Source organism: Alcanivorax sp., from assembly GCF_002726155.1.
Classification (GTDB): domain Bacteria; phylum Pseudomonadota; class Gammaproteobacteria; order Pseudomonadales; family Alcanivoracaceae; genus Alcanivorax.
Map to the genome: position 1 here is coordinate 34,681 of NZ_PBSH01000032.1, position 26,357 is coordinate 61,037.

Genomic DNA, 26,357 nt, shown 5'->3' on the forward strand with positions numbered 1-26,357 from the left:
AAAAACGTTGTTGCCTTCAAGGAGTGGAAGAATGAGAACGGTTTGGCTTGCTGTGTCACTTTTATGCGTACCGTTGTCGGTCAGCGCGCTGTCGCTGGAACAGGCGGTGGCCGAGGCTATCGACACTCACCCCAGAATTCAGGAACGGTTCGCCCGTTACCAGTCCGTGGACAGGGATCAGCGTGCGGCCACGGCGGATTATCTGCCCCAGCTTTCCATTCGCGGGCAAGTGGGCGAGGAGTGGACCAATTACCGGACCGGTCAGGAAATTGATGAGCAACTGACCCAGGATGAAATTGGTGTGCGTTTGTCGCAGCTGATTTTTGACGGCTTTCGCACCAGTGCCAACATGAAGCGCCTGGACCGGGAAGCGGAAGCCGAGCGGCTGGGGCTGATCAGTGAAGCAGAAAACCTGGCGTTGGATGTGGCCAGTGTGTATCTGGAAACCCTCAAGGCCAAGGACATTGCCGAGCTCACATTCAACAACGTTCAGGACCACGAAAATATTCTGGAATTCATTACCAGCCGCACCGAGCGGGGGTTGGCCAGTGAATCGGATATTGCCCAGGTGGCGGCACGTCTGGCCAATGCGCGTAGCTCGCTATTGGCTGCGACCAATAATCTGGAAGATCAGCGTACCCAGCTACGTTCCCTGGTGGGGCACGATGTCGATACGCTGGTGAAGCCGGTACCGGACGAAAGTGTCATTCCTGCTACCCCCAAGCTGGCGCTGCAGCGGGCGTTTGATAACCACCCTGAGCTGGATGCAGCGAAGGCGGACATTCAGGCAGCCGAGCAGGAAGTGGTGGTGAACAAGGCCGGTTACTGGCCGCGCTTTTCCATTGAAGCCGATGCGGTGCAAGGCCATGACATTGGCGGTTTTGAAGGGCGTGATGAAGATGCCCGCCTGTTGCTGGTGATGGAATATGATCTCTATGCCGGTGGCCGGGATACGGCTCGTTCCGCGTCGTCGCAGTGGCGCTTGCACGAAGCCAAGGCGGTGCGCTCAGGCACGCTTCGTCAGGTAAAGGATGAAGTGGAACTGGCCTGGCGGGCCCGTGATGTGCTGGCCAGCCAGAAGGACGTGCTGCGTACCTCCGTGGATGCTGCGACTGCCGCAGAGGAAGGCTATATCCGCCAATATGAGCTGGGGCGTCGCACCCTGTTGGATGTATTGAACGCAAAAGTGGAGCTGTTTCTGGCCCGCAAGAATTACCTGGCTGCCAATTACGATCAGCTGATTTCATCCTACCGACTGATGAACGCCACCGGGCAGCTGGGTTATGCGTTGCGCGTTGCGTATCCAGAAGGTTTTGTGAAAGGGGAAGAGTGATGAGCATGCGCGGAATAATGGTATTGAGTGTCGTGCTGGTGCTGGCGGGTTGCCGTTCCTCTGTTCCGGAAACGCTGACTCTGGAGCGTTCCCAACCCTTCAAGCTGGCCGATGCGGATGGTGATGGTGTGGTGGATGCCCGTGATCAGTGCGCCAATTCTCCAGTGGGTGTCACCGCCGATGGGCAAGGCTGCACGGAATGGGAATGGAAAGGGTATCAGCAGTTGTACTTTGTCTTTTTTGATTTCGACAAGGCGTTGATTCGCGAGGATCAGAAAGCGGTGATGGATGATATTGCCCATGATGTGCTGAGCTCGCCAGACAGCCAGGTGGCGATTGTCGGGGACACCAGCCCGGAAGGGACCATCCAGTATAACCAGCGGCTGGGTGAACGCCGGGCTGAAGCCATTTCCGGCGAACTGCTGCAGCGGGGGGTTCACGGTGAACAGCTCAAGGATTATATCTTTACGGATGAGCTGGTTCGTCATCGTCTTTTCAAGCGTCAACGCAGAACCATTGTGCAGGTGACCCGGCCGCCTCAGTACGAGTCGGTGAAGCAATGGAATATCTATCACGCGGAGCAATTGCAGGATGAAGCGGCAACCCGCAAGGCGGTGAAGTGATGAAGGCTGTGAAGAGAGGAATCCACATGACTGGGATGTTTAAACATATGCTGTTGCTGGCCAGTCTGTCTGTGGCAGCAGTGGCGGCACCTCGTCGGCGCCCAGCGAGCCGGCGACGGACCTGCGCATTGCTACCTATCAGGGGCTGTATGATCTCTACCAGGATGATATCAGTGACTTTACCGTGGTATTGGTGGAGCAGCCGTCGGGTATGTTCATTAACCGCAAATCCAACGGCATTCTTACCTTGTCCAGCCTGGATGATCTGGGCATGGGCTTCTTGACCGACAAAACCAAAGCGCGTCCTTTCTCGCTGACGTTGGGGGTCTGGCTGCCGGATGTGGCACTGGATAACGAGGACGACGAGAACCAGCAGAAAGATCCAGGCAAGACCTATCTGGATGAAGAAACGGTACTGCGTCAGGCTTACTCGGGTCAGATCAGCGGTGCTCAGCTGGTGCGGCTGTATTTGCTGGCCGAACACCGCCAGGAGCTGGGAGAAAAGCGACTCCTGCAGGGTTTCATTGCCTATCCGCCGGAAGAGGGTGAGGCCGGTAAAGACGATCAGGAGGAGTCAGACGAAGGCGCTATCGTTCGGCTGGCCGATGCCACCACTGAGCAGAATCGGGCCTCGGACATTCGTGAGTTCGACAGCGGCTTGCTGGTGCTACCGTCCCCGCAGGTGATGCGGGCCAATGCGGTTACCGTTGGCGTGGCGGAGCCGGTTTTTGCTGGCGGTTACCGCTAGGCGACGCTGGTAGCAAGCGTGTCGGCTTACGGCCTTCGGCCTAAGCCGACCTACAGTGCCCAGGCGTGCTCGCCTGAGTTACGCGTATCGGTAGACGTACAGGGGCGATCGTCGTCAAATAACGTATGGAAAAAGCGATACAAATATCGGAGAAAGACAGGGAGGGGGGAGCCGGAATCTGCCCTGGCAGATTGCTCAGCCTAGCTTGGCGCGGACCTTGCCGCTGGCGGCGCCCATATCGGCACGACCTTGCAATTTCGGCTTGAGAATACCCATCACCTTGCCCATATCCTGCATACCGGACGCGCCGGTTTGCGCCATGGCGTCATCGATAAGGGAGTCGATTTCGGCATCGCTGAGCTGGGTGGGGAGGAATTCCTGCAGTACCACGATTTCCGCTTCTTCGGTTTCCGCCAGTTCCGGGCGGTCCGCGTCGCGGTATTGTGCGGCTGAATCCTTGCGCTGCTTGATCAGCTTGTCGAGCAACGCCAGTACACGGGCATCATCGGGCTCGATGCGCTCGTCCACTTCAATTTGCTTGATCGCTGCCAGCGCCATACGAAAAACGCCAAGACGTGCCTTTTCTTTGGCACGCATGGCGTCTTTCATGGCTGCAGTGAGCTGCTCTTTGAGCGCACTCATCAGACGTCTATACCTTAGTACAAACGTTTGCGTGCGAGTTGCTCACGCTGCAGTTTTTTAAGGTGACGCTTGACGGCTGCGGCACGCTTGCGCTTACGCTCTTGTGTGGGCTTCTCGTACTGCTCGCGACGACGCACTTCAGAGAGAATACCCGCTTTTTCACAGCCACGCTTGAAACGGCGCAGGGCCACATCAAACGGTTCGCCTTCTTTCACCTTCACCTGAGGCATGAAGAATCACCTTCCTAGAAATTAGAGTTTATGGGTTCGCCGCGGGCTCAGGTGGTCCCGGGGTGCGGCGAGGCGGGGATTCTACCTGAGTGGGGAATAAATGCAAATCCGGGCGTCTGGCGCTATCATGGCGCCGCAATTTCACAGGGTTGAGCACCATGCGCGTATTGGGTATTGAATCGAGCTGCGACGAGACCGGCGTGGCCATCTATGACACCGAGCAGGGCCTGCTGGGTCAGGCGCTCTATAGTCAGGTGGAGATGCATGCCCGTTATGGCGGGGTGGTGCCGGAGCTGGCCAGCCGTGACCATGTTCAGCGGGTGCTGCCGCTGGTGCGTGAAGTGATGGATGCCGCCGATACGGGGGCGGAGCAGCTTGATGGTATTGCCTATACTGCCGGCCCGGGGCTGGCAGGCGCCTTGCTGGTGGGGGCTGGGGTTGCCCGTTCGCTGGCGTTCGGCTGGGATTTGCCCGCTGTGGCCGTGCATCATATGGAAGGGCACCTGCTGGCGCCGTTGCTGGAACCCAATGCGCCGGCGTTTCCGTTTGTGGCCCTGCTGGTCAGTGGCGGGCATACCCTGTTGCTGGATGCCCAGGGGTTGGGAGATTACGCCATTCTGGGCGAATCAGTGGATGATGCTGCCGGTGAAGCGTTCGACAAGGCCGCCAAGATGATGGGGCTGGGTTATCCGGGTGGGCCACGCATTGCTGCGCTGGCCCAGCAGGGCACAGCGGGGCGATTCCGCTTTCCCCGCCCGATGACGGATCGTCCGGGGCTGGATATGAGCTTTTCCGGGCTGAAGACCTTCACCCTCAATACCATCAATGATTTGGGTGGAAAAGACGTCTTGAGCGAGCAGGATCGGGCCGATATTGCCCGTGCGTTTGAAGAGGCGGCGGTGGATACCCTGGTAATCAAATGCCGCCGTGCGGTGGAGCAGACCGGGCACAAACGGTTAGTCATGGCCGGAGGCGTCAGTGCCAACCAGTCGTTGCGCGTCAAGTTGGCCGAGCAGATGAAGAAGCGTGGTGTGGACGTCTACTACCCGGCTCCCCAGTACTGTACCGATAATGGCGCCATGATCGCCTTTGCCGGTGCCTTGCGATTGCAGGCCGGTGAGCGGGCCGCCTTGCCCATCAAGATCCGCCCGCGCTGGCCGCTGACGGAGTTGGCCTCTCTCTAAGCGGCCAGCCGCCTTTCTGTAGGAGCACCTCTTGAGGTGCGAACCACGCGTCAGCGTGGAAATCGCCCGCAGGGCGATCAGGACTGCCAGGCATCGCGTGAGTAATCTGGTGGCACCTGCTGCAAGTCCTGCTTCCTCGCTCAGCCTCGGATTCGTCACTCAAGAGGAACTCCTACAGCGGCTTTGTTGATATCAAGAATCGCGCCGCCAGCGACGCCCCTACGGCTGAGGGCTCAATCTTTCTTTCGGAACCCCAGTTCTTCCCCGCGCAGGATTTTCTGCAGATTGCTGCGGTGCCGGGCGATCATCACCAGAGACAGAGCCAGCATGGGCCAGAAAGCCTGGGGCAGCCAGGCAAAGATACACGCCGGTGCTACTACAAAAGCGCTGAGTGAGGCGATGGAAGAAATGCGGTTGAGGGCAAAGACCAGCAGCCAGGTGCCACCGGCAAGCAGCCCGCTGGGCCAGTGCAGGGCGAACAACAGCCCGAAAGCCGTGGCCACGCCCTTACCACCCTGAAAATGGAAGAACACCGGGTACAGGTGGCCCAGAAAGGCGGAGGTGCCCACCAGGGCGGCGACAAAGGGGCCCATGTCGAGAGAGCGGGCCAATATCACCGGAATGACCCCTTTAAGTACGTCACCGAGCAGGGTGAGCGCGGCCGCCGGTTTGCCGCCAATGCGCAATACATTGGTGGCCCCGGGGTTGTTGGAGCCCTCGGTGCGAGGGTCCGGGTAGCCGAACAATCGACACACCAGAATGGCACTGGAAATAGAGCCCATCAGATAGCCGGCTATGCACAATGGCACTAGCCAAAACCAGACGTCCTGTAATGTCCCTGCTTGCACCGGCTATAATCTCCCTTCAATCGCTGAGGCAGCGAAATTTGCGCCCTGTAATACATGGGGTGACATTGTACACAGCAGGGCGTTATTGCCTGCGATGCAAGCGTAACATCTGATTACCTGAAATGGGATTCATCCGCCAGAGGCCTTGTGTCAGCGTAGGTGCCGGTGAATGCCACGCCAAGAGATCGAGTATGGATATTGTTTATATCAATGATTTGAAAGTGGATACCGTGATCGGCATTTTTGACTGGGAGCGCCGTATTCGCCAGACCGTCAGTCTGGATCTGGAGATGGCGGCGGACATTCGCAGAGGGGCAGCATCGGATCACATCGACGATGCCCTGGACTACAAGGCTATCGGCAAGCGGTTGATTGCCTTTATCGAAAGCAGCGAGTTTCAGCTGGTTGAGACGCTGGCCGAGAACGTGGCGCAGCTGGTGCTCAACGAATTTCAGGTGCCGTGGTTGAAGCTGCGGCTCAGCAAACCGGGCGCCCTGCGTGGTGCGCGGGATGTGGGTGTGATCATTGAGCGGGGTGAACGTCCCGATGGGTGAAGCGCTGGAAGGTGACGCGTCTCAGGCTCAGGTATTCCTTAGCCTGGGCTCCAATATAGACCGTGAGCACAATATCCGCTCTGGGCTGAAAGCGCTGGCCCGGCTATTTTCACCGCTGGCAATCAGTCCGGTGTATGAAAGTGAAGCGGTGGGTTTTGACGGCGATGCTTTTTATAACCTGGTGGTAGGGCTGAAGACGACCCTGAGTGTCGGGGGCCTGGCGGCTTGCCTGAAGGACATCGAAAAAGACCATGGCCGGGTACGTGGCGAGAAGAAGTTTTCCAGCCGAACCCTGGATATCGATATTCTTACCTACGACGACTGTGTGGGGGAAGTGGATGGGGTGCAGCTGCCCCGCGATGAAATTCTCAAACACGCTTTTGTGTTGAAACCCCTGGTGGACCTGGCCCCGGATGCGTTGCATCCCGAAACAAAAACGTCTTACCGCTCGCTACTGGAAGCGGCCAATTTCAGTGGGCAAAAATTGTGGGTGGTGCCGTTCGAGGATAAATAACGGCGCGGTTCGTCGGTCCCGGCTATGGGCCTCGGAACGCAGCATGTCGGATTACGCCTTTAGGCTAATTCGACCTACTGGAGACGAACCGTTTCGCGGGCAGCGCAGCCACCGTTCGGCACCCAGTATCGCCCGCGTTGCAGCGTGTGGCGTGAAGCGTGCCGCGTCTCTTTTTAATACCAGTGCGGTGCCATATCGCTTTGGGCCCAACGAAAGAAATCGTATTCCAGCCGTGAAATGCCACCCGGGTAGAGGTGCTCGATACGCTGAAGCGTTGGGCGCTGGTGGGTTTTCTCCAGGTCCTGAAGCATTTGTCGCAGGGTGGCGCGGCCCACGGGTTTGGACATGAGAAAAGCGGTAGTGGCCCAGGCAACCGTATAGGGAATGGCGTTTAGCTGGTGGGCCATTTTTCGCCATTGCGCATCGTCCAGGGACAGATACTGCCGCAGAGTGATCAGCCGTTGCTGTTCAATCCAGGTCTGAACCCGCTCCTGCGCATCCGGCAGCGCACTGATTTTCAGGCGACCGTCCGGTTGTGTTTCCAGGGTCTGGAAATACTGTGCCAGGCCTTCTTGCAACCAGACCGGGGCCGAGGGTGATAACTGGTAGAGCAGAACGTGGCTGGATTCATGCAGGATGGTCTGGGCAACTTGCCGTTCATCATCGGCCCATCGCCACACTGCCACTTCATTGGTGGCAGGAATAAAGACGCCGGCATAGTGGCGGCTGCTGGAGCCTATGCGGTCAACCATCCATTGCTGGAAGTCGTCCTGTTTTTCAATCAGGTATAAATTGACTTCCGCGGTGCCATGCAGGTCCAGGCCGAAATCCCGGCGGTAGCGCTGGTAAATGTTGCGGATGTTATCCAGCGTTTGTTGTTGCAGGTCGCCGGAGAGGGTGAAGTCCTGACGTTTAATGTGGATTTCGAGTTCTTTGAGTTGTGGGCTGATGTCCGGGGTGATGGTTTGGGTTTGTACGTCTTCCGGTGGCCGGTCACCAAAGTGCAATTTACCGTTGGCGTCACGCCACTGGAAAATTTCTGCCCGGGCGATGCCGCCGAGCAGGAGACTGAGGGTGAGAGCAAGCGCTAGAAGTCGCAATGTTCGTCAATCCATTTACGGGTTTTTTTCTGGTCAGCGGCAACTTCGTCTGCCGTTGCGCCGCGCCGTGAGCCGTCTTCTTCAATGTATTCGAAAGGGCCTTTGAGCATTTTCAGGCGGTCTTGTGCTTCCGCGCAGGGTTTGGCAAAACGTTCCTGGTGTTGTCTTCGGGCGGCTTCTTCGGCCTGGGCTTTTTCCCGGGCCTGGGTACGCTGGCTTTCCAGCAGACGCTGGGTGCGGGCATGAATATCGCGTGCATCCTCCTGACCAATTTTGGGGGGAGCTTTCACGTCGAGAGTGTCATGTTGCTCTTTTGGCGCCTTGTCCCCGAATTGCCAATTTCCGTTGGCGTCTTTCCAGCGATAGATTTCTGCACTGGCCGACATGACCGTCAGCGACAGAATTATTCCCCCGATTAATCTCATTATTCCCCCGAGTATCCGTCTCGTGTTGTGTGGTTTAGCTTCCCTGCAAGGCCAGTGAACGTCCCCCGTCCACGGCCAGTATCTGACCTGTTATAAATGGCGCGGCTGTGGCCAACCAGTAAACCGTGTTGGCGATGTCATCCGGTTCACCGCTGCGCTTGAGCGCGGTGGCATCCTGAATCGCCTGCTGGTTCATTTGCCCCGCCTCCGGCCACAGGATTGGCCCCGGGGATACGCCGTTCACGCGAATCTCCGGCCCCAGCTCCCGAGCCAGGCTTTTTGTCATCATCGCAAGTCCTGCCTTGGCCATGCAATAGAGGGTGTGGGTTTGCAGCGGTTTTTCCGCGTAGACATCGACTATGTTGATAATGCAGCCGTGTTGTTGGCGCAGGGCCGGCGTCAGTTGCTGGCTGAGAATAAAGGGGGCGCGCAGGTTGCTGTGAATCAATTTGTCCCAGTCGGCGTCGTCGGCCTGATCAATGGGCGTGGGGTAGAAACTGGAGGCATTATTTACCAGCAGGTCCAGTTGGCCAAAGCAGGTCAGGGCGTCGTTGGCTAGTTGGCGAACCGCAGCGGGCTGATCCAGATCAGCTTGCAACAGTGCGGCACTATCCGGTCGTAGCTGATTTAACTCTGCGGCCAGGCTTTCGGCTTCCTGCTGACTGCCACGGTAATGGATGATGACCCGCATGCCGTGGTGGTGCAGGGTACGAACGATCTGGGCGCCGATACGGCGGGCGCTGCCGGTAACCAGGGCGACGGGGGTTGTCATCAGGGATTGAGCTCCTGTTGTTTGAAAGTGGTGATGGCCTGGATGCGTGCTTTTTCGATGGCGTCGCCCAGGGCGGGCCCTTCAAGACCCTCAGCGCGCAAGGCGGCCACGTCCACAGACTGGAGCGCCTGGGCCGCACCGCGCAGGTAGTTTGCCTGGGGGTAGGCACGGTCTTCGAAACCGGTGCGGCCGCGGGCATCGGCTTCGCAGGCGCCCAGAAAATCTTCCAACCGTTCGGGCCGGCGGATCACATCCAGTGCCTTGAACAGTTTCCACACGGTTTGCGGTTTCAGCTCCAGAGCGCGGTGGCAGTGGGTGTGGTATTCGGCCACCAGCGCGGCGGTGTCGGCGGCGTCCCGGGGGACGCGCAGCCGTTTCGACAAGGCGCGTGACAGTCGCGCGCTGCGAATTTCATGGGCGATATGCCGGGGCCACTCTGCCTGTGGGGTCTTGGCTTTGCCTAGATCGTGGCACAGCACAGCGTAGCGGGCCGTCAACGGCAGCTTGAGTGTTGCGGCCATTTCCAGGCATAGCCATTGATGCACCAGGGTATCCACTTCCGGGTGGTGGGCTTGCGGTTGGGGGACGCCATCCAGTGCGGCCAATTCGGGGAATAGTTTTTCCAGTGCGCCGCAGGCATGCAGCACCTGGAAAAAGACCTGGGGGGCCGGTTCCATGAGTGCCCGGCTGGTTTCTTTCCAGACCCGCTCAGGCACCAGGTAATCCAGTTCGCCGCTGTCACTAAGCTGGCGCATCAGTGCCAGGGTGTCGTCCGCGACGCGGAAACCAAGCCAGTGATAACGGGCAGCGAATCGTGCCACACGCAATACTCGCAGCGGGTCTTCGGCAAAAGCCGGGGAGACATGTCGTAGCAGGCGAGCTTTCAGGTCGACTTTGCCGCTGAAAGGGTCGACCACCTCGCCACCTTCTGAACGCGCCATGGCATTGATGGTCAGGTCGCGGCGAATCAGGTCCTCTTCCAGGGAAACGTCGCTGGCGGCATGGAAGGTAAAGCCGCCATAGCCGTGGCCGGATTTTCGTTCGGTACGGGCCAGGGCGTATTCTTCCTGGGTGTCGGGGTGCAGGAATACCGGGAAATCCTTGCCCACGGGACGGAATCCGTTGGCTTGCATTTCTTCCGGCGTGGCGCCAACCACGACCCAGTCCTTTTCCGTCACGGGGAGGCCGAGCAGGGAATCCCGCACCGCACCGCCCACCAGATACACTTTCATCTTGTTTACCTGTGAGTTCTTGAGCAGAATGGTCGCATGCTTTCTATCGTACTGAAACTGAACTCTTTGATGCTGGTCGTCGACCGCTGTGCACGCAAATGGCGTGCGCAGGGACGACGGCTATGTGACTGAAAGTTTCAGTTATCAAAAAAGGCCGCAGCGTCCCCGACCTGCGGCCTTTTTTTATGGGGCCGCTTCACGCAACAGGCTCCATGCAACAACGCGAATCAACGCAAGCCGGAGTCCTGAGGCACTGCCCGCGCACAAATGTTTGAGCGCGGGCAGTGAGGTGGCAAATCAAAAGGCAACGATGAGCGCGTTGATGCGTGTTGCGTGTAGCTTGAAGCGGAGAAAATCATGCCAACCCTGGCAGCGTATTTGATCGTGGTGGCGGTGTGGGCAACCACGCCGTTGGGGATTAAATGGAGTGGTGAGGCCATGGCGCCGCTGGCGGCAGCCGGTGTGCGCATGGGCATCGCCGCGCTGCTGGGGCTGGGCTGGTTGTGGATGAAACGTCAGCCGTTGCCGTTGCATCGCCGGGCGCGGCTTAGCTATCTGGCGTCCCTGCCCGGTATTTTTGGTGCCATGGGATGCAGTTATATGGCAGCAGCGCACCTGCCTTCCGGGCTGATCTCGGTGATCTTTGGCCTGGCGCCGTTGCTCTCGGGGCTGATGCTGCAAGGTTTGCCGGGTGGGACGCGCCTCAATCGCTGGCACTGGAGTGCCTGCCTGATCGGCCTGGCCGGATTGGCACTGGTCTTTGATGACAGCCTGCACGTGCTGGTCGCCGGGCAAGGCATGGGGGAGCGGGGTGTCGGCTTACTGTGGATGCTCAGCGCGGTGACCCTGTTTGCCGGCAGTGGCATCGCCGTGCAACGTGTGGCCGCCGGGCTGCAGCCCATGCAGCAGACCGTGGGCGGCTTGCTGTTGTCATTACCCTGCTATGCCGTCGGCATGGTGATTACCGGGCAGACGTTGAGTTTTAGCGGTGACTATCGGGGCCTGTCCGCCATCCTGTATCTGGCGGTGTTCGGCTCGCTGTTGGGTTTTTACTGCTACTACCAGGTACTGGCGCGCTTGCCTGCGGCCACCGTGGCGCTGGTGACGCTGATAACACCGGTGCTGGCGCTCTCGCTGGGTAGCCTGTTCAACGGCGAAAGCCTTGGAGCTCTGGTGCTGGCGGGCGCCGCATTGATTGTGCTCGCGTTGTCGCTTTTCTTGCTGGGGGATCACAAGGTACGCCGCCAGCTGAAGCAAATGGCAGAGTCTGAAGCAGCCGCTACCCTGGATCCGGTGCCATGATGTCGGTCGTGTCCGGATCAGGAAATAACGGTGGGCGGTGGCATGCTGAATTCGTTCAGTACGCTGCCGTGCTCAACACTCTCCAGGCGGACCTCAAACTTCCACAAGCGGTGCAGATGGCGTAGTACCTCCCGGGCACTGTTTTCATCCAGTGGCCGGCCGCTGTTGCGTTGGTGGCGCAAGGTCAGCGTGCGATCACCGTGCACATTGGCGTTGACCACCTGGATGTTGGGTTCCTGAATGCTCAGGTTGTATTGCTCAGCCAGCGCGTCACGGACTTTTCGGTAGCCCTGTTCGTTATGAATGGCGCCCACTTCCACGTAGTCGTTACGGTCATCGTCGGCGATCTGGAAAAACTTGAAATAACGGATCAGGCGTGGCGATAGGAACTGCTGAATAAAGCTTTCATCCTTGAAGCTTTCCATGGCGAATTTCACCGTACTCAACCAATCCGAGCCGGCAATTTCCGGGAACCATTCTCGGTCTTCGTCGTCCGGGGTTTCGCAGATGCGGCGGATGTCCTGGAACATGTTGAAGCCTAGAGCGTAGGGATTCATACCGCTGTAAAAGGGCGCAGTGAACGGTGGCTGGTAAATCACCTGGCTATGGTTCTGGAGAAATTCGAGCATGAAGCCATCCGTGACTTTTCCCTGATCATAAAGATCGTTCAGCAGGGTGTAATGCCACAGGCAGGCCCAGCCTTCGTTCATTACCTTGGTCTGGCGCTGGGGGTAAAAGTACTGGGCCATCTTTCGCACGATACGGATGATTTCCCGCTGCCAGGGAGCCAGTAAGGGGGCGTTTTTTTCGAGGAAGTAGAGCAGGTTTTCCTGGGGCTCAGCCGGAAAGTTTGGGGCCTCCTCGCGTAATTGAACGGCAGGCTGTAACTGCGGAAAAGTGCGCCAGAGTTCTGAAATCTGTTTCTGCAGTGACGCTTCCCGTTCCCGTTGCCGGCGTTTTTCCTCCACGGCGGAAATGGGCGAAGGGCGCTTGTAGCGGTCCACCCCGTAGTTCATCAGCGCATGGCAGGAGTCCAGGGTTTCCTCCACGGCCTTGACGCCATGGCGTTGCTCACAGTCCGCAATATAGTTTCGGGCGAACACCAGGTAATCAATGATGGACGAGGCATCCGTCCAGGTTTTGAAAAGATAGTTGTTCTTGAAGAATGAATTATGGCCATAGCTGGCATGGGCGATGACCAGCGCTTGCATGGTGATGTTATTTTCCTCCATCAGGTAGGCGATGCAGGGATCGGAGTTGATCACGATTTCATAGGCCAGGCCCATATGTCCGCGCCGGTAGCGCCCCTCGACTTCCACGAATTGTTTGCCGAATGACCAGTGGTTGTAGCCTACCGGCATGCCCACAGAAGAATAAGCGTCCATCATTTGTTCGGACGAAATGACCTCGATCTGGTTGGGGTAGGTGTCGAGGCCGTATTTGTTATGGGCCAGGTCCGCAATGGCTTCGTCGTAGCGGGCCAGTAATTCAAAATCCCAGTCAGAGCCCTCTGAAAGAAACATGCTCAGGTCTCCATGCGTTTTTTGAACAGCTCGCGAAATACCGGATAAATCTCCCCGGGCTCATCAATCTGGGCCATGGAAAAGGCAGAAGAGTGCCGCTGCATAATGTTCTGGTAGTGGTCCCAGAGCGCCTGGTGAGCCCGTGGCATGACCTCTACGTAGGAAAAGTACTGCAGCTTGGGAAGCAGCTCGTCTTCGATCAGTTTGGCGCAGGCGGGTGAGTCATCGTTCCAGTTGTCACCGTCCGAGGCCTGGGCGGCATACAGGTTCCATTCGTCAACCGGGTAGCGTTCCTCGATGATGTCGCGGGTCAGCTTCAGCGCGCTGGATACGATGGTGCCGCCGGTTTCCCGGGAGTAGAAAAATTCTTCTTCATTAACTTCCTTGGCACTGGTGTGATGGCGGATAAAGACCACCTCGATATGTTCGTAGTTACGCTCAAGGAACAGGTAAAGAAGCAGAAAGAAGCGTTTGGCTAGGTCTTTCATGTCCTGATTCATGGAGCCGGACACATCCATGATGCAGAACATAACCGCCCGGCTGACCGGTACCGGGACTTTGACGTGGTGGTTGTAGCGCAGGTCCACCGTGTCCAGAAAAGGGATACGTTCGACCCGGCGTTCCAGTCGGGCGATCTGCTCATCCAGCTCGTGCAAACGTGCTTGCCGTTGTGGCGACTGATCCTGTTCCAGCAGCGCATCTCGCTCGGCTTTCAGGGTGCGTATTTTCTTGCGCGTGGCGGCGGTGAGGGCGCGGCGGCGCATGGAGGCCTGGCGCATGGAGCGGACGATATTGATTTTGGCGGGCATGCCCTGGCTGACGATGCCGCCGTGCCGATGTTGAAAGATATGAGCCCCTTCCAGGTGACGCTTGAGAAGATTGGGCAGCTCCAGGTCTTCAAACAGGAAGTTCAGGAATTCCTGTTTGTCGATTTCGAAGGCGAACTCGTCATTGCCTTCGCCCTGGTCACTGGCCTGGCCATCGCCGGGTCCGCCTCCGCCGCCACCGTCCGGGCGGCGAATACGGTCTCCCTGATGAAATTCCTGGTTGCCCGGGTGGACGATGCTGCGTTGCCCGCCGGGGCCGTGATGGAAAATGGGTTCAGAGAGGTCCTTGCGGGGAATGCTTATCCGCTCGCCTTGCTCCATGTCCTTGATGGAGCGGCGGCTGACCGCATCGTTGACGGCATCGCGAATGTGCGAACGATAGCGGCGCAGGAAGCGCTGCCGGTTAACGGTGCTTTTGCGTTTATCGTTCAGGCGACGGTCAATGATGTAGCTCATGGGCTTCCTCCGGAAGCGGCATCACGCAACACGCTTCACGCAACAACGCGGGGGCGGCTCGGCAGATGGCTTCAGGCGTTGTCGCCGCGTTTCGATTCGGGCGCGGTGATAACCGTAAAGTATCGAGAATCTTTATGTCGTGTTGTTGCGTGTTACGTGAAGCATGCTGCGTCTCCTGTTGCTATTGCGCCTTTCTCACCCGCAGGTACCACTCGGATAGCAGCCTTACCTGCTTCTCCGTGTAGCCCCGGGATACCATGCGCTGCACGAAGTTGTTGTGTTTGCGCTGGTCGTCCTCGCTGCCTTTGGCGTTGAAGGAAATGACGGGCAGCAGGTCCTCGGTGTTGGAGAACATTTTTTTCTCGATCACGTCGCGCAGTTTCTGGTAACTGAGCCAGCTGGGGTTCTTGCCGTGGTTGTTGGCGCGGGCGCGAAGGACGAAGTTGACCACTTCGTTGCGGAAGTCTTTGGGGTTGGAAATGCCGGCGGGTTTTTCGATTTTTTCCAGGTCTTCATTGAGCGCCTGACGGTCGAAAATCTCACCGGTATCCGGGTCGCGGAACTCCTGATCCTGAATCCAGAAATCCGCATAGATAACGTAGCGGTCGAAAATGTTCTGGCCGTATTCCGAGTAAGATTCGAGGTAGGCGGTCTGAATTTCTTTACCAATGAATTCTACGTAGCGGGGCACCAGGTATTCCTTGATGAAGCGGCGGTACTGTTCCGATTTTTCCTGGGGGAACTGTTCCTGTTCAATGCGCTGCTCCAGAACATGAATCAGGTGCACCGGGTTGGCCGCTACCTCCGAGTGGTCATAGTTGAATACCTTGGAGAGAATCTTGAAAGCAAAGCGGGTGGAGAGCCCGGCCATGCCTTCATCCACGCCGGCCATGTCGCGGTACTCCTGCATGGATTTGGCGTGGGGGTCTACATCTTTCAGATTCTCGCCGTCGTAAACGCGCATCTTTGAATAAATGCTGGAGTTTTCCGGTTCTTTCAGCCGAGTGAGCGTGGAAAACTGGGCCAGCATGTGCAGAGTGTCTGGGGCACAGTGGGCATCGCGCAGGCTGGAGTTGCGCAGCAACTTGTCGTAGATCAGCATCTCTTCGGTGACGCGCAGGCAGTAAGGTACCTTGACGATATAGACCCGGTCGATAAAGGCTTCATTGTTTTTATTGTTGCGGAAGGTATGCCACTCGGCTTCGTTGGAGTGCGCCAGCACCATGCCATCGAAAGGGATGGCGCCCATGTGTTCGGTGCCGTTGTAGTTTCCTTCCTGGGTGGCGGTGAGCAATGGGTGCAGAACCTTGATCGGTGCCTTGAACATTTCCACGAATTCGAGCAGACCCTGGTTGGCCCGGCACAGGCCCCCGGAAAAGGCGTAGGCGTCCGGATCATCCTGGGAGAAGTCTTCCAGCTTGCGGATGTCCACCTTCCCCACCAGGGCGGAAATATCCTGGTTGTTTTCATCGCCGGGTTCGGTTTTGGCCACCGCGACCTGGTCGAGAATGGAGGGGTAGCGTTTTACCACGCGAAACTGGCTCAGGTCGCCGCCGAATTCATGCAAACGCTTGACCGCCCAGGGCGACATGATGGTGCGGATATAACGGCGGGGAATGCCGTATTCCTCTTCGAGGATGGGGCCGTCTTCTTCCGGGTTGAACAGGGTCAGAGGGGAGTCGTTTACCGGCGAGCCTTTGAGGGCATAGAAGGGCACTTTCTGCATCAGCGCCTTGAGCTTTTCGGCCAGGGATGATTTGCCGCCACCCACTGGCCCAAGCAGGTAAAGAATCTGTTTCTTTTCTTCCAGGCCCTGGGCGGCGTGCCGGTAGTAGCTGACGATGTTTTCGATGACTTCTTCGAGCCCGTAAAACTCGTCGAAGGCGGGGTAGCGGCGGATAATCTTGTTGGAGAAGATGCGTGACAGGCGTGGGTCCTGGGCGGTATCGACCATTTCCGGTTCGCCGATGGCCATCAGCATGCGCTCAGCGGCAGTGGCGTAAGCGCTGGGGTCGTCCTTGCACAGTTCCAGGTACTCTTCCAGCGACATTTCTTCTTGCTGGGTCGCATCAAACCGGGCCTGGTAGTGGCTGATTATACTCATGCCTGCTTCCTCCTGGCGGAACGCACATTGTCACAACAAAACTACATGCAGGGTTTTCCTTTATCGATAAAAGTCAGTCGGCTATGGCGTTAAGAAAGGGTGAAACGGGCTGCGCGTCATCGCCGGCTGAGCGCATGTCTTGGCTTTAGCATGGAACCAAACGGCGGAACAAGTCAAAGAAAAGCGGGCAACTTTTTTTAAAAAAATGACGAGGTCTCGGTAACGTTGATCCGGCGTATTGCCGGGTCGCCGGGGCAGGTTTCCCCGCAGGTATAAGGTTGCCCGCAGATGGCAGACAGATGGTAGAGAGAAACGATCTATGGTGTTTAACGACGGATTAGCAGTCGCACTGGATGCGTACCTGATCGTCCAGGCGCAATGCTGTCAAAGTGCCACCCCAGACGCAGCCGGTATCCAGTGCGTCGACTTTGTCGACTCCGCTGTGACCTTCCAGGGCGGCCCAGTGGCCGAACAGGATGCGGGTGTCGGTGAGCACCCGCCGGGGGTGCTGGAACCAGGGCATGAACCCGGCGGGAGGCTGGTCAGGCTCGCCTTTGCTGGTCAGGTCCAGTTCGCCGGCCTGATCCACGAAACGCATACGGGTGAAATGGTTGGTGATCACGCGCCAGCGGTCTGTGCCGGAGAGTTGTTCGTTCCAGCCGGCGGGGGTGTTGCCGTACATATGGGTAAAGAAGGCGTCGGCGGAGTCGCTGCGTAGCACTGTTTCCACTTCCGCCGCCCGCTGGCCGGCCTGCTCCAGTGTCCACAGTGGCGGGATGCCGGCGTGGGTCATTACTGCGTTGTGTTCCGGCAGGGGAATCAGCAGGGGTTGGTGTTGCAACCAACCCAGCAGTTCAGCGCGATCCGGGGCGTTGAGGATCCCACTGAGGGTGTCCTTGCGCTTGCTGCGGGTGGTGCCGTTGGCCACCGCCAGCAGATGCAGGTCGTGGTTGCCCAGTACGGTATGCACGTTGTCACGCAGGGCGTGGACGCGACGCAGGGTGCCCAGGGAATCCGGCCCCCGATTGACCAGATCCCCGGCCAGAAACAGGCGGTCACGGTCGGCGTTGAAGCTTATTTTCTCCAACAGACAGTCAAACGCCTCCAAGCAGCCTTGCAGGTCACCAATGGCGTAGTCAGTCACAAGGCGCCTCCGGCGCCCGCTTGCATGCAGCACGCCACACGCGGCACGCTCAAAGGCGCAGTTTGCGTGTTGCGTGCGGCGTGATGTGTGCCGGCGTTAATGCAATGCATGCGGTACCGCAAGGGTGAAGGCGGGGATTTGTGCGTCAAAGTGGATGCCATCTTCGCCAATCATCTGGTAACTGCCACGCATGCTGCCCACTTCGGTTTCCAGTATGGCACCGCTGGTGTAGCGGAAGGTCTGGCCGGGGGCGATATGGGGCTGTTCGCCGATGACGCCTTCCCCGTGGACTTCCTGTACGCGCTCTTCGCCATCGGTGATCACCCAGTGACGGGTCAGCAGGCGGGCGCTGACGGCGCCCTGATTGTGGATGCTGATGTGGTAGGCAAAGACCCAGCGTTCGCTTTCTGCGTCGCTCTGGTCTGGCAGGAATTCGGTTTCCACGGATACCCGGATGTCGTGGCGGGAGTCGCCGTTGGCGGTATCGCTGTTGCCTTGTTCGGTGACGCTCATGGCGTGCTTTCTCCCTTGTCTTCGTCGGCGTTCGGGCGGCTGATGTTGGCCAGTGCCACATAATCGGCCACGGACAGCTGGTCCGGTCGCAGGCCGGCATCAATGCCAAGCGCTTCGAATTGCTCGGCGCTAACCCAGGATTTTAACCCATTACGGATGGCCTTGCGCCGCTGTGTGAACGCCTGGGCCACCAGTTTGCGCAGGTGGTCTTCGTCATCCGCTGGATGTGGCGGGCTGGCGTGGGGGATCAGCCGGACCACGGCGGAGTCCACCCGGGGAGGAGGGCTGAACGCCCCCGGAGGCACAAAGAACAGGTAATCCGCCTGGCAGTGGTACTGCACCATGATGGACAGCCGTCCCCAGTCGCGGGTGCCGGGGCTGGCGGTGAGCCGTTCCACCACTTCTTTCTGCAGCATGAAAGTCATGTCACTGATGGCGTCGGCCTGGGCCAGCAGGTGAAAGATCAGCGGGGTGGAGATGTTGTAAGGCAGGTTGCCGATCACCCGAAGGGGCTTGTCCGCAGGTTTCAGGGTGCGGAAATCAAAGCGCAGGGCGTCACTTTCATGAATGGTCAGCCGGTCGGGGGTGTTTTCCTGGCGCAGCAGGGCGATCAGGTCCCGGTCCAGCTCCACCACATGTAAATGGGGGATTTCTTCCAGCAAGGGATAGGTCAGGGCGCCCCGGCCCGGCCCGATTTCCACCAGGGTGTCGCCCGCTTGCAGGCCCAGGGTGCGAATCATGCGGTCGACCAGATTGCGGTCGTGCAGGAAGTGCTGGCCAAAGCGTTTACGGGTGCGGTGTTCTGTCATAGCGGGTCTCAGGTCGGGGCCGGGTGGTGTGTCTTAGCTGTGTTTTGTCAATGTGCAATCAGAGCAGCGTCAGGCATCACATTGCGCTGAGGCCAACGCCAATGCCTGGCGCGTGGCGGCGATCAGGCTGCTGGCGCTGGCGGTGCCGCTGCCTGCCAGGTCGAAGGCGGTGCCATGGTCCACGGAGGTGCGAATGAACGGCAGCCCCAGGGTGATATTGATGGCTTCGCCGAAACCGGCGTATTTGAGCACCGGCAGGCCCTGGTCATGATACATGGCCAGCACCGCATCGTGCTGCTCCAGCAGGTGCGGCTGAAAGGCGGTGTCGGCGGGCAGGGGGCCGGTGAGCGCCATGCCCTGGGTACGCAGTTGCTCCAGAGTGGGGATGATCACATCCAGCTCTTCGCGCCCCAGATGCCCGCCTTCGCCGGCATGGGGGTTGAGCCCCAGTACCATGATGCGCGGCTCGGCAATTCGGTATTTGCCGATCAGGTCGTCACGGAGAATGCTCAGGGTGCGGATCAGGCTGGCCGGGGTAATCGCCGCCGGAACCTGGCTCAGGGGCAGGTGAGTGGTGGCCAGGGCCACCCGCAAATCCTGCGTCCGGGCCGGGGCGGTGAGCATCATCACCACCTGCGCTACCTCCGCCTGTTCGGCGAGAAACTCGGTGTGCCCGGTGAAGGCGGGATCCGCGCCTTCACAAATCACATTCTTGGCCACCGGGGCGGTGACCATGGCCGAGAAGGTGCCGTTAAGGCAGCCCTGGGCGGCACGGGTGAGCATGGCGAGTGTGCCGGTGGCGGTGGCCGGATTCGGTTTGCCGGCGGTGACGTTGGCGCCGGCGGGTGTATGCCAGACCGGCAGGCAGTCTGTGGGGCGTGGCTGGCCGGGTTGCCAGTCGCCCAGCGGCACCGTCAGGCCCAGTTGTTGTGCCCGTTCGGTCAGCACCTGGCGATCGCCGATAACCACCAGTGGGGCGTCGGCAAAAGCGTCCGGCAGGGTCAGGACCAGATCCGGCCCGATCCCTGCCGGGTCACCATAGGTGATGGCGATAGGGGCAGGCATGGTTTATTGCCCACTGCCGGGCAGGCATGTTGCGTGCTGCGTGTTGCCTGCAAGCGTCATAGCCTGATATCCACATAGGATTCGCTGCGCTTTTCCTGCACCCAGGTTTCCAGCTCTTCTTCAAAGCGGCGTTTCTGCAGGGCCTGGGTGGCCTGCATGCGGCGGAATTCGGCGCTCATGTCGGCATCGCGCACGTCGTCTACACGCAGGAAATGCCAGCCAAACTGACTTTCGAACACCGGTGACAGCTCACCCTCGGGGGTGTTGAGCATCATGTCTTCAAATTCCGGGACCATTTCGCCTTTGTTGACCCAGCCCAGTTCGCCGCCGCTGCGGGCGCTGCCCGGGTCGTCGGAGAATTCGGCGGCGGTGTCGCTGAACTGTCGCTTGCCGGCGGCGATTTCGTCGTGGAGCCGTATCGCCTGCTTGTGGGCTTGCTCGGCGCTGGTCAGGGCGTCGGTTTTGATCAGCACATGGCGAACCTGGTACTGGGTAACGACTTTTTCGGAACCGCCCTTGCGGTCGATCATTTTCAGGATATGGAAGCCGGCGCCGGAGCGCAGTGGTTCGGAAATCTCGCCTTTCTTCAGACCGATGGCGTTTTCAGCAAACAGGGTGGGCCACTGGGCAGCGGGGCGCATGCCCAGGTCGCCGCCTTCCAGGGCTTTGGGGCCGTCGGACTCAGCCACCGCCAGCTGCTGGAAATCGCCGCCGTCATTGAGCTTTTTGACAATGCCTTCAGCTTTGGCGCGGGCCTGGGTGATATCTTCCGGGCTGGCTTCTGCGGGAACGCGCACCAGGATGTGGCCCAGATGGAAGTCTTCCTGGAACATCTGTTTGCCCAGCTCGGAGTTCAGGAAGCGGTCCACTTCCCGGTCGGTGACCTGAATACGGGAGGCCACGCTGCGCTGCTGCAGGCGCGAGATCACCATGTCTTCGCGAATCTGCTCGCGGAACTGGGGCCAGTCGTAGCCGTCTTCGCGCAGGGCGGCGGAGAAGTCTTCCAGGCTCATGCCATTCTGACGGGCGATGCCGGCCAGGGCCTGATTGAGGCTGGCGTCGTCAACCTTGATGCCGCCCCGTTCGGCCAGCTGCAGCTGCAGACGTTCCAGTACCATGCGGTCGAGCACCTGCTCGCGCATCACGGCGGGGGGGGGCAGTTGCTGGCCTTTTTCCTGGAACTGCAGGGCAATGGTGTTGATTCGCTCATCCAGCTCGCTGGCCATGATGGCGCCATCGTTAACCACCGCCACAATGCGGTCGAGCATCTGCACTTTGGCCTGGCTCCAGGCCGGCACCATCAGCACGGCCATGGCGAACAGGCCAAGCAAGGTGTGTTTTGCATGCAGCGTGCGGCGTGCAGCCTGCAGCGTTACCTTAATCATATTCTCTCCTGTATCCCGGAATGCTGCGCTCCAGTAGGGAATCTATCTGGCCGCCAAAACCACCCAGGCCGATCATCTGGATCTGGAACGAGACGGTGCTATCCGCCTCAAGGTTGCCGTCACCGTTGTCATCTACCAGTTCGCGCTGGCTCAATAGGCGCAATTTCCAGCAGCAATTGCGGTATTCGGCACCGGCCATGGTTTCCAGCGAGCGTTGGTTGTCCAGGTCGTATGCCCAACGTCCGATCAGTCGCCAGTGCCGGTGAACCGGCAGAATAGCGCTGACTTCGGAGGCGCGGATGTCGTCTGCCGGGCGGTCGTGATAGCCCAGGTTGACCACGCGGCGCTCCCGATCGTTATAGCCGATCTGGAAGTTGGAACGTTCGCGTTTGTTTTCTTCGGTATCCCACTGGGCCTCTGAGTAGAGGTACCAATCGCGTGCAAAGTTCCAGCGGGCATCGCCGATAACCGGTGTCTGGTCGTCGGTGGGGTCTTCCACGGCCCGTTCGGTGATCACTTTGCGGTCGTCAAAATAGAAACCCTGCGCCACCCGCAGGCGCAGCTGTTCGCGGCCGGTGCCATCATGCAGGAAGCGGCTGGTCAGGCCCACCGCCAATTTTTCTTCATCGCCGATACGGTCGTAACCAATAAAGCGATTTTCCCGGAACAGCGAGTTATAGGAGAAGGTCAGCTCGCCGGAATCGAAGTTGGGGAGCTCGCTCTGATCTTCATAGGCCACCTTGTTCAGGAACAGGCGCGGTTCCAGGGTCTGGGTGAAGCTGGCGCCGAACCAGTTTCCGGGGCGCTCGAAGAACAGGCCGGAATCCAGGCTGGCCCCCCAGGTGGTTATGTCCGGGTTGTCCTCGTCGTTGGCGTCCACGTTATCGAGCTTGTACTGGGTGTGGTAGAGCCGGGTGCGCGGCTCTACATAGCCCCAGGGCTTTTGCAGCCGCATGGACAGGGCCGGGGCCATGTGGCCACGCAGGCCGGTGGCTTTGCCGCTGTCGTCGGAGTCGCTGCGGTCGAAAGCGGTGACGTCGGACAGCCACAACCCTTTCACCGGGCCGTAGAGTGTCGGATCGCCGGTCAATTGCAGCTGGGGCAGACGCCGGTAGGGCAGGTCGGCGTCGTCCAGAGTCGGGTCGATGGTCTGCCAGGATTGCAGCCGGCCGAGTACCTGCCAGGTACGCCCGTAATAGCGGGCTTCTGCCAGCCGTGGCAGGTGGGTCTGGGAGCTGATTTCCAGCCCGGTATCCAGATCCTTGAAGTAGAAATCGTCGGAGACGTAGGTGAAGTCGGTTTTCAGATTCCAGCGGTTGATGTTGCCATTATGGCTCCAGCGGCCCACCTGGCGGTTTTCGTCATCGAATTTACGATCGTTGAACAGCACACCATAGCTGACGCTGCCTTCACCCCAGCGGGACAGGTAGCGGAATTCGCTGTCCACGCCGCTGCCCCGGCCGTCGATATAACGGGGAGCGATGGTGGCGTCGAATTGCGGGTGCAGGTTCAGGTAAATGGGCTGGGAAATGTCCAGTCCACCACTGTCACCCACGGACAGCGTCGGGAACAGCAGGCCGGTCTTGCGCCGGTCATCAATGGGGAAAGTCATCCAGGGCAGCCAGAAGATTGGCATGCTTTTGACTTTAAGCACCACGTTGTTGGCTTCGCCCCAACCTTTGTCCCGATCCAGAAAAATACGGTCGCCCTGCATCACCCAGCCGTTGGAGCCAGGGGCGCAGGTGGTGTAGGTGCCGTTGGTGATGGTGGTGGTGTTCTGGTTCAGAAAGATATAATCGGCGTTGCCGCGGGCGCCGTTGTCGAACATGGAGTAACGCACGCCTTGCAGGCTGCCTTCCTTGCGCCGCGTCTGCCCGCTCATGTTGTCGGCAATAAACGTGGCTCTGTCGCTTTCCAGTCGCATGCCACTTTCCAGCTCGAACTTGCCGGTGGCTTGATCGAGCTCGGCAATGTCAGTGGTGATGCGGCGGCCGGGCTGTTCAATCAGCACATCGCCATCCAGCTTGATCAGGCCGTCCTGGGTCAGGGTGGAGTGATCCGCGGTCACCACCGTATCACTGCCATCCACGGGCATGCCGACACGGGGGTTATAGTAAATGCCGCCGCACCACTCGGGTATCGGCCGCTGTTGCACGGCAGGGAACGTGGCCATCTCTTCGCGGTCAACCCAGTTCAGGTCGTTTTCCGCAAGGCTGGTCCCTGAGGCAAGCAGCAGGGCAGGAATCAATAATCGAGGTATGGGCAGTGGCATCAGCTGCTCAGAACAGGTAAAAAGGCCGCTTTAATGGCGGGCGACTTTCCGTCCACCAAAAGCGGCAGTGTAATCGAACAAGGAAGGCAATGCAGCCTGATAAAAGTAAATCTGAAGCAAGCCCGGACCCGAGAAAGCACGCCCTTGACCAGTGGGTAAGCGCTTACCTTGGTGAGCCAGTGGTTGGTGAACCTGCGTCAGCGGACGCCAGCTTCCGCCGCTATTTCCGTTATTTCCACGGTGATACCAGCCTGGTGGCCATGGATGCCCCACCGGAACAGGAAGATTGCCGCCCCTTCGTGGATATTGCTGAGCGCCTGAAACAGGCGGGTCTGCATGTGCCTGCCATTGTGCATCAGGATTTGCGGCAGGGGTTCTTGTTGCTCAGCGACATGGGCACACAAACCTGGCTGACCGCATTGAACGAAGCCAATGCCAATGATTGGTATAGCGCCGCCATTGATGCTCTGATCACTCAGCAATTGCATACCGATACCGCGGGCTTGCCGCAGTACGACGAAGCCTTGCTGCAGCGGGAGCTGGAGCTGTTCCCTCAATGGTACTTGTTCCGTCATCGCGAAAAGGTGGTGACCGGGGAGCTGCGTCAACGGCTGGATCGCGTGTTTGATGTGCTGATTCGTTCTGCCCTGGCGCAGCCGCAGGTGTTTGTGCATCGTGATTACATGCCGCGCAACCTGATGGTGTCCGACCCGAACCCGGGGGTGATTGATTTTCAGGATGCGGTGGCCGGGCCGATCACCTATGACGTGATCAGCCTGTTCAAAGATGCGTTTCTAAGCTGGCCGGAAGAGCGGGTGCTCCGTTGGCTGCGCGAGTATTTCGACAAGGCAACGGCGGCGGGTTTGCCGCTGCCGGCGTCCTTTGAGGATTTTCTGCGCGACTGCGATTTGATGGGTGCCCAGCGCCACATCAAGGTCATCGGTATTTTTGCCCGTATCTGTCATCGCGATGGCAAGCCCAAGTATCTGGGCGATGTGCCCCGGTTCTTTGCGTACCTGCGCACGGTCATCGCCCGTCGCCCGGAGCTGGCGGACCTGCAATGGGTGCTGGACCAGATCGAGGATAACGAGTGAAGGCGATGATCTTGGCCGCCGGTTACGGCAAACGGATGCGGCCACTCACCGACCACACACCCAAACCGTTGCTGCAGGCCGGTGGTAAAGCATTAATCGAATACCACATCGAGGCCCTGCGCGATGCTGGTATCGAATCATTGGTCATCAACACCGGCTGGCTGGGCGAGACGCTGGCGGCGACCTTGGGCGATGGCGCTCGCTATGGCATTCCCATCGTTTATTCCCATGAAGGCACACCGCTGGAAACCGCCGGGGGCATCAAGCGGGCCCTGCCATTGCTGGGCGATCAGCCTTTCGCGCTGGTCAACGGCGATATCTGGACCGATTTTGACTTGTCCCGGTTGCTGGGTGATTGCCCTGACCCGGTGCATCTGGTGCTGGCGGATAATCCTACGCACCACCCGCAAGGGGATTTTCATCTGACAGAGGCCGGTCGGTTGCGCGATAATGCCGAGCCCAGGCTCACCTATGCCGGTATTGGTCGCTTTGATCCAGCCGTGTTCGTCAATCTGCCCGACGGCGAAGCCAAGCTGGCGCCGCTATTGCGGGCGGCCATGGCGGATGACGCCGCTAGCGGTGAACACCACCGTGGCCAATGGTGGGATATTGGCACCCCGGAACGCCTGGACGAACTGGATCGGTTACTCAAGAGCGCCTGATCCAGCGCCGAAAATGGTTTTGTAGGAGCGTCGGTGGCGGCGCGATTACATAGTGACGAGTTGCGAGTAACGAGTTTCGAAAGGCAAAACATTCGCCTTTGGACTTGGGTTTTCGCAACTCGAAACTCGTCACTCGCAACTGCCTTTACACTGAGGAATACTCATGCCCAAGCAGGATTACCTGATCGCCCCCTCTATCCTCGCCGCCAACTTTGCCCGTCTTGGCGAAGAGTGCGACAACGTACTGGCCGCCGGGGCGGACGTGATCCACTTCGACGTGATGGACAATCATTACGTGCCCAACCTGACCATCGGCCCCATGGTCTGCAAGGCCCTGCGCGATCACGGCATCACCGCCCCCATCGACGTGCACCTGATGGTCAGCCCGGTGGATGAACTGATCAGCATGTTCGCTGAAGCCGGCGCCAGCTACATCACCTTCCACCCGGAAGCCAGCCAGCACGTGGACCGCTCCCTGCAGTTGATCAAGAGCTACGGCTGCAAGGCCGGCCTGGTCCTCAACCCGGCCACTCGCCCGGACTGCCTGGAATACGTGATGGACAAGCTGGACATGATCCTGCTGATGAGCGTGAACCCGGGCTACGGCGGTCAGAAGTTTATCCCCTCCACCCTGGACAAGACCCGCGCCGTGCGCCAGCTGATCGACGCCAGCGGCTACGATATCCGCCTGGAAGTGGATGGCGGCGTCTCCGAGAAGAACATCCGCGAAGTCGCCGCCGCCGGCGCCGACACCTTCGTGGCCGGCTCCGCCATCTTCGGCAAAGACGACTACGCCGCCGTTATCCAGCAAATGCGCGACGAGCTGGCTAAAGCCTAACAGCGAACCCATTGTAGGAGCGCCACTTGAGGCGCGAACCTGAGCTAAAGCGAAGGATCGGTTGAATGCCCTCGCCAAGGCTCGGGTTCGCGCCTCAAGTGGCGCTCCTACATCAAGATGGTTCTTATGGAACCTTCCCGCCGCCCGGCTGCCTGACT

The 26,357-nt window shown here is 59.1% G+C and carries 26 protein-coding genes; 10 read left to right on the forward strand and 16 right to left on the reverse strand.

All coding sequences use genetic code 11. The features are described from left to right. The first annotated feature begins 31 nt into the window (after window positions 1-31). The 3 genes from CL546_RS09985 (at window position 32) to CL546_RS09995 (ending at window position 2,704) form a co-directional block, all read left to right on the forward strand. Window positions 32-1,333, forward strand: coding sequence for a TolC family outer membrane protein (locus tag CL546_RS09985; RefSeq protein WP_290494595.1), 1,302 nt, complete (start codon window positions 32-34; stop codon window positions 1,331-1,333). Beyond that, a complete protein-coding gene (locus CL546_RS09990; protein ID WP_290494596.1) occupies window positions 1,333-1,956 on the forward strand; it encodes an OmpA family protein in 624 nt (207 codons plus the stop codon). The genes CL546_RS09985 and CL546_RS09990 overlap by 1 nt, the downstream gene beginning before the upstream one ends. A 211-nt stretch (window positions 1,957-2,167) precedes the next feature. Next, window positions 2,168-2,704: a hypothetical protein gene (locus tag CL546_RS09995; protein WP_290494598.1), complete on the forward strand. Its 537-nt coding sequence runs from the start codon at window positions 2,168-2,170 to the stop codon at window positions 2,702-2,704. 195 nt (window positions 2,705-2,899) lie between these two features. Here CL546_RS09995 and CL546_RS10000 read toward each other — a convergent pair whose 3' ends face one another. Together CL546_RS10000 and rpsU are read right to left on the reverse strand one after the other, a co-directional pair. Next, window positions 2,900-3,346 carry a GatB/YqeY domain-containing protein gene (locus CL546_RS10000; RefSeq protein WP_290494599.1) on the reverse strand — a complete coding sequence of 149 codons (447 nt, stop codon included), beginning with the start codon at window positions 3,344-3,346 and terminating at the stop codon, window positions 2,900-2,902. Between the two features lie 14 nt (window positions 3,347-3,360). Next, a complete protein-coding gene (gene rpsU, locus CL546_RS10005) occupies window positions 3,361-3,576 on the reverse strand; it encodes a 30S ribosomal protein S21 (protein WP_007148705.1) in 216 nt (71 codons plus the stop codon). A 158-nt stretch (window positions 3,577-3,734) separates the two neighbouring features. Here rpsU and tsaD point away from each other — a divergent pair, with 158 nt between their 5' ends. Further along, entirely contained in the window at window positions 3,735-4,760 is a 1,026-nt protein-coding gene (gene tsaD, locus CL546_RS10010; protein WP_290494608.1) for a tRNA (adenosine(37)-N6)-threonylcarbamoyltransferase complex transferase subunit TsaD, read from the forward strand. A gap of 233 nt (window positions 4,761-4,993) precedes the next feature. On the opposite strand, the gene plsY is transcribed toward tsaD, so the two are convergent. Beyond that, window positions 4,994-5,569 (reverse strand): glycerol-3-phosphate 1-O-acyltransferase PlsY, encoded by a 576-nt coding sequence (gene plsY / locus CL546_RS10015; RefSeq protein WP_290494610.1) that lies wholly within the window; start codon window positions 5,567-5,569, stop codon window positions 4,994-4,996. A 230-nt stretch (window positions 5,570-5,799) separates the two neighbouring features. Between plsY and folB the strand changes: the two genes are divergently transcribed. Both folB and folK read left to right on the forward strand, forming a co-directional pair. Further along, window positions 5,800-6,162, forward strand: coding sequence for a dihydroneopterin aldolase (folB, locus tag CL546_RS10020; protein WP_290494612.1), 363 nt, complete (start codon window positions 5,800-5,802; stop codon window positions 6,160-6,162). Next, window positions 6,155-6,676 carry a 2-amino-4-hydroxy-6-hydroxymethyldihydropteridine diphosphokinase gene (gene folK / locus CL546_RS10025; RefSeq protein WP_290494614.1) on the forward strand — a complete coding sequence of 174 codons (522 nt, stop codon included), beginning with the start codon at window positions 6,155-6,157 and terminating at the stop codon, window positions 6,674-6,676. The genes folB and folK overlap by 8 nt, the downstream gene beginning before the upstream one ends. 173 nt (window positions 6,677-6,849) lie before the next feature. Here folK and CL546_RS10030 read toward each other — a convergent pair whose 3' ends face one another. From CL546_RS10030 to CL546_RS10045, 4 genes are read right to left on the reverse strand one after another with little or no spacing between them, the layout of a single operon-like run. Then, complete coding sequence (locus tag CL546_RS10030; RefSeq protein WP_290494616.1) at window positions 6,850-7,776, reverse strand: DUF4124 domain-containing protein; 927 nt, start codon at window positions 7,774-7,776, stop codon at window positions 6,850-6,852. Continuing rightward, window positions 7,764-8,201: a DUF4124 domain-containing protein gene (locus tag CL546_RS10035; protein WP_290494618.1), complete on the reverse strand. Its 438-nt coding sequence runs from the start codon at window positions 8,199-8,201 to the stop codon at window positions 7,764-7,766. The genes CL546_RS10030 and CL546_RS10035 overlap by 13 nt, the downstream gene beginning before the upstream one ends. Before the next feature lie 34 nt (window positions 8,202-8,235). After that, window positions 8,236-8,973 carry a pteridine reductase gene (locus CL546_RS10040; protein WP_290494620.1) on the reverse strand — a complete coding sequence of 246 codons (738 nt, stop codon included), beginning with the start codon at window positions 8,971-8,973 and terminating at the stop codon, window positions 8,236-8,238. After that, a complete protein-coding gene (locus tag CL546_RS10045; RefSeq protein WP_290494622.1) occupies window positions 8,973-10,205 on the reverse strand; it encodes a multifunctional CCA addition/repair protein in 1,233 nt (410 codons plus the stop codon). The genes CL546_RS10040 and CL546_RS10045 overlap by 1 nt, the downstream gene beginning before the upstream one ends. Before the next feature lie 357 nt (window positions 10,206-10,562). Here CL546_RS10045 and CL546_RS10050 point away from each other — a divergent pair, with 357 nt between their 5' ends. Further along, a complete protein-coding gene (locus tag CL546_RS10050; protein WP_290494624.1) occupies window positions 10,563-11,507 on the forward strand; it encodes a DMT family transporter in 945 nt (314 codons plus the stop codon). A gap of 17 nt (window positions 11,508-11,524) precedes the next feature. Here CL546_RS10050 and CL546_RS10055 read toward each other — a convergent pair whose 3' ends face one another. From CL546_RS10055 to CL546_RS10095, 9 genes are all read right to left on the reverse strand, one after another. Beyond that, window positions 11,525-13,030 (reverse strand): SpoVR family protein, encoded by a 1,506-nt coding sequence (locus CL546_RS10055; RefSeq protein ID WP_290494626.1) that lies wholly within the window; start codon window positions 13,028-13,030, stop codon window positions 11,525-11,527. Window positions 13,031-13,032: 2 nt separating this feature from the next. Further along, the gene (locus tag CL546_RS10060; RefSeq protein ID WP_290494628.1) at window positions 13,033-14,313 is read right to left on the reverse strand and encodes a YeaH/YhbH family protein; all 1,281 of its coding nucleotides are present in this window, start codon (window positions 14,311-14,313) and stop codon (window positions 13,033-13,035) included. Window positions 14,314-14,494: 181 nt separating this feature from the next. Continuing rightward, entirely contained in the window at window positions 14,495-16,417 is a 1,923-nt protein-coding gene (locus CL546_RS10065) for a PrkA family serine protein kinase (protein WP_290494630.1), read from the reverse strand. A gap of 337 nt (window positions 16,418-16,754) precedes the next feature. Further along, on the reverse strand, window positions 16,755-17,561 hold the full coding sequence (locus CL546_RS10070) for a symmetrical bis(5'-nucleosyl)-tetraphosphatase (protein ID WP_290494632.1): 807 nt from the start codon (window positions 17,559-17,561) through the stop codon (window positions 16,755-16,757). A gap of 96 nt (window positions 17,562-17,657) precedes the next feature. Further along, window positions 17,658-18,074, reverse strand: a complete 417-nt coding sequence (apaG, locus tag CL546_RS10075; protein ID WP_155132586.1) for a Co2+/Mg2+ efflux protein ApaG — start codon at window positions 18,072-18,074, stop codon at window positions 17,658-17,660. Next, the gene (gene rsmA / locus CL546_RS10080; RefSeq protein WP_290494635.1) at window positions 18,071-18,883 is read right to left on the reverse strand and encodes a 16S rRNA (adenine(1518)-N(6)/adenine(1519)-N(6))-dimethyltransferase RsmA; all 813 of its coding nucleotides are present in this window, start codon (window positions 18,881-18,883) and stop codon (window positions 18,071-18,073) included. Before rsmA ends, apaG begins: the two co-directional genes overlap by 4 nt. Window positions 18,884-18,952: 69 nt before the next feature. Further along, entirely contained in the window at window positions 18,953-19,948 is a 996-nt protein-coding gene (pdxA, locus tag CL546_RS10085; protein WP_290494636.1) for a 4-hydroxythreonine-4-phosphate dehydrogenase PdxA, read from the reverse strand. A 56-nt stretch (window positions 19,949-20,004) separates the two neighbouring features. After that, window positions 20,005-21,333 carry a peptidylprolyl isomerase gene (locus CL546_RS10090; RefSeq protein ID WP_290494638.1) on the reverse strand — a complete coding sequence of 443 codons (1,329 nt, stop codon included), beginning with the start codon at window positions 21,331-21,333 and terminating at the stop codon, window positions 20,005-20,007. Then, a complete protein-coding gene (locus tag CL546_RS10095) occupies window positions 21,326-23,605 on the reverse strand; it encodes an LPS-assembly protein LptD (RefSeq protein ID WP_290494640.1) in 2,280 nt (759 codons plus the stop codon). The genes CL546_RS10090 and CL546_RS10095 overlap by 8 nt, the downstream gene beginning before the upstream one ends. 89 nt (window positions 23,606-23,694) lie before the next feature. Here CL546_RS10095 and CL546_RS10100 point away from each other — a divergent pair, with 89 nt between their 5' ends. From CL546_RS10100 to rpe, 3 genes are all read left to right on the forward strand, one after another. Beyond that, a complete protein-coding gene (locus CL546_RS10100) occupies window positions 23,695-24,699 on the forward strand; it encodes an aminoglycoside phosphotransferase family protein (protein ID WP_290494642.1) in 1,005 nt (334 codons plus the stop codon). Then, window positions 24,696-25,361: an N-acetylmuramate alpha-1-phosphate uridylyltransferase MurU gene (murU, locus tag CL546_RS10105; protein ID WP_290494644.1), complete on the forward strand. Its 666-nt coding sequence runs from the start codon at window positions 24,696-24,698 to the stop codon at window positions 25,359-25,361. Before CL546_RS10100 ends, murU begins: the two co-directional genes overlap by 4 nt. Before the next feature lie 163 nt (window positions 25,362-25,524). Beyond that, the gene (gene rpe / locus CL546_RS10110; protein ID WP_290494646.1) at window positions 25,525-26,199 is read left to right on the forward strand and encodes a ribulose-phosphate 3-epimerase; all 675 of its coding nucleotides are present in this window, start codon (window positions 25,525-25,527) and stop codon (window positions 26,197-26,199) included. Window positions 26,200-26,357 lie beyond the last annotated feature (158 nt).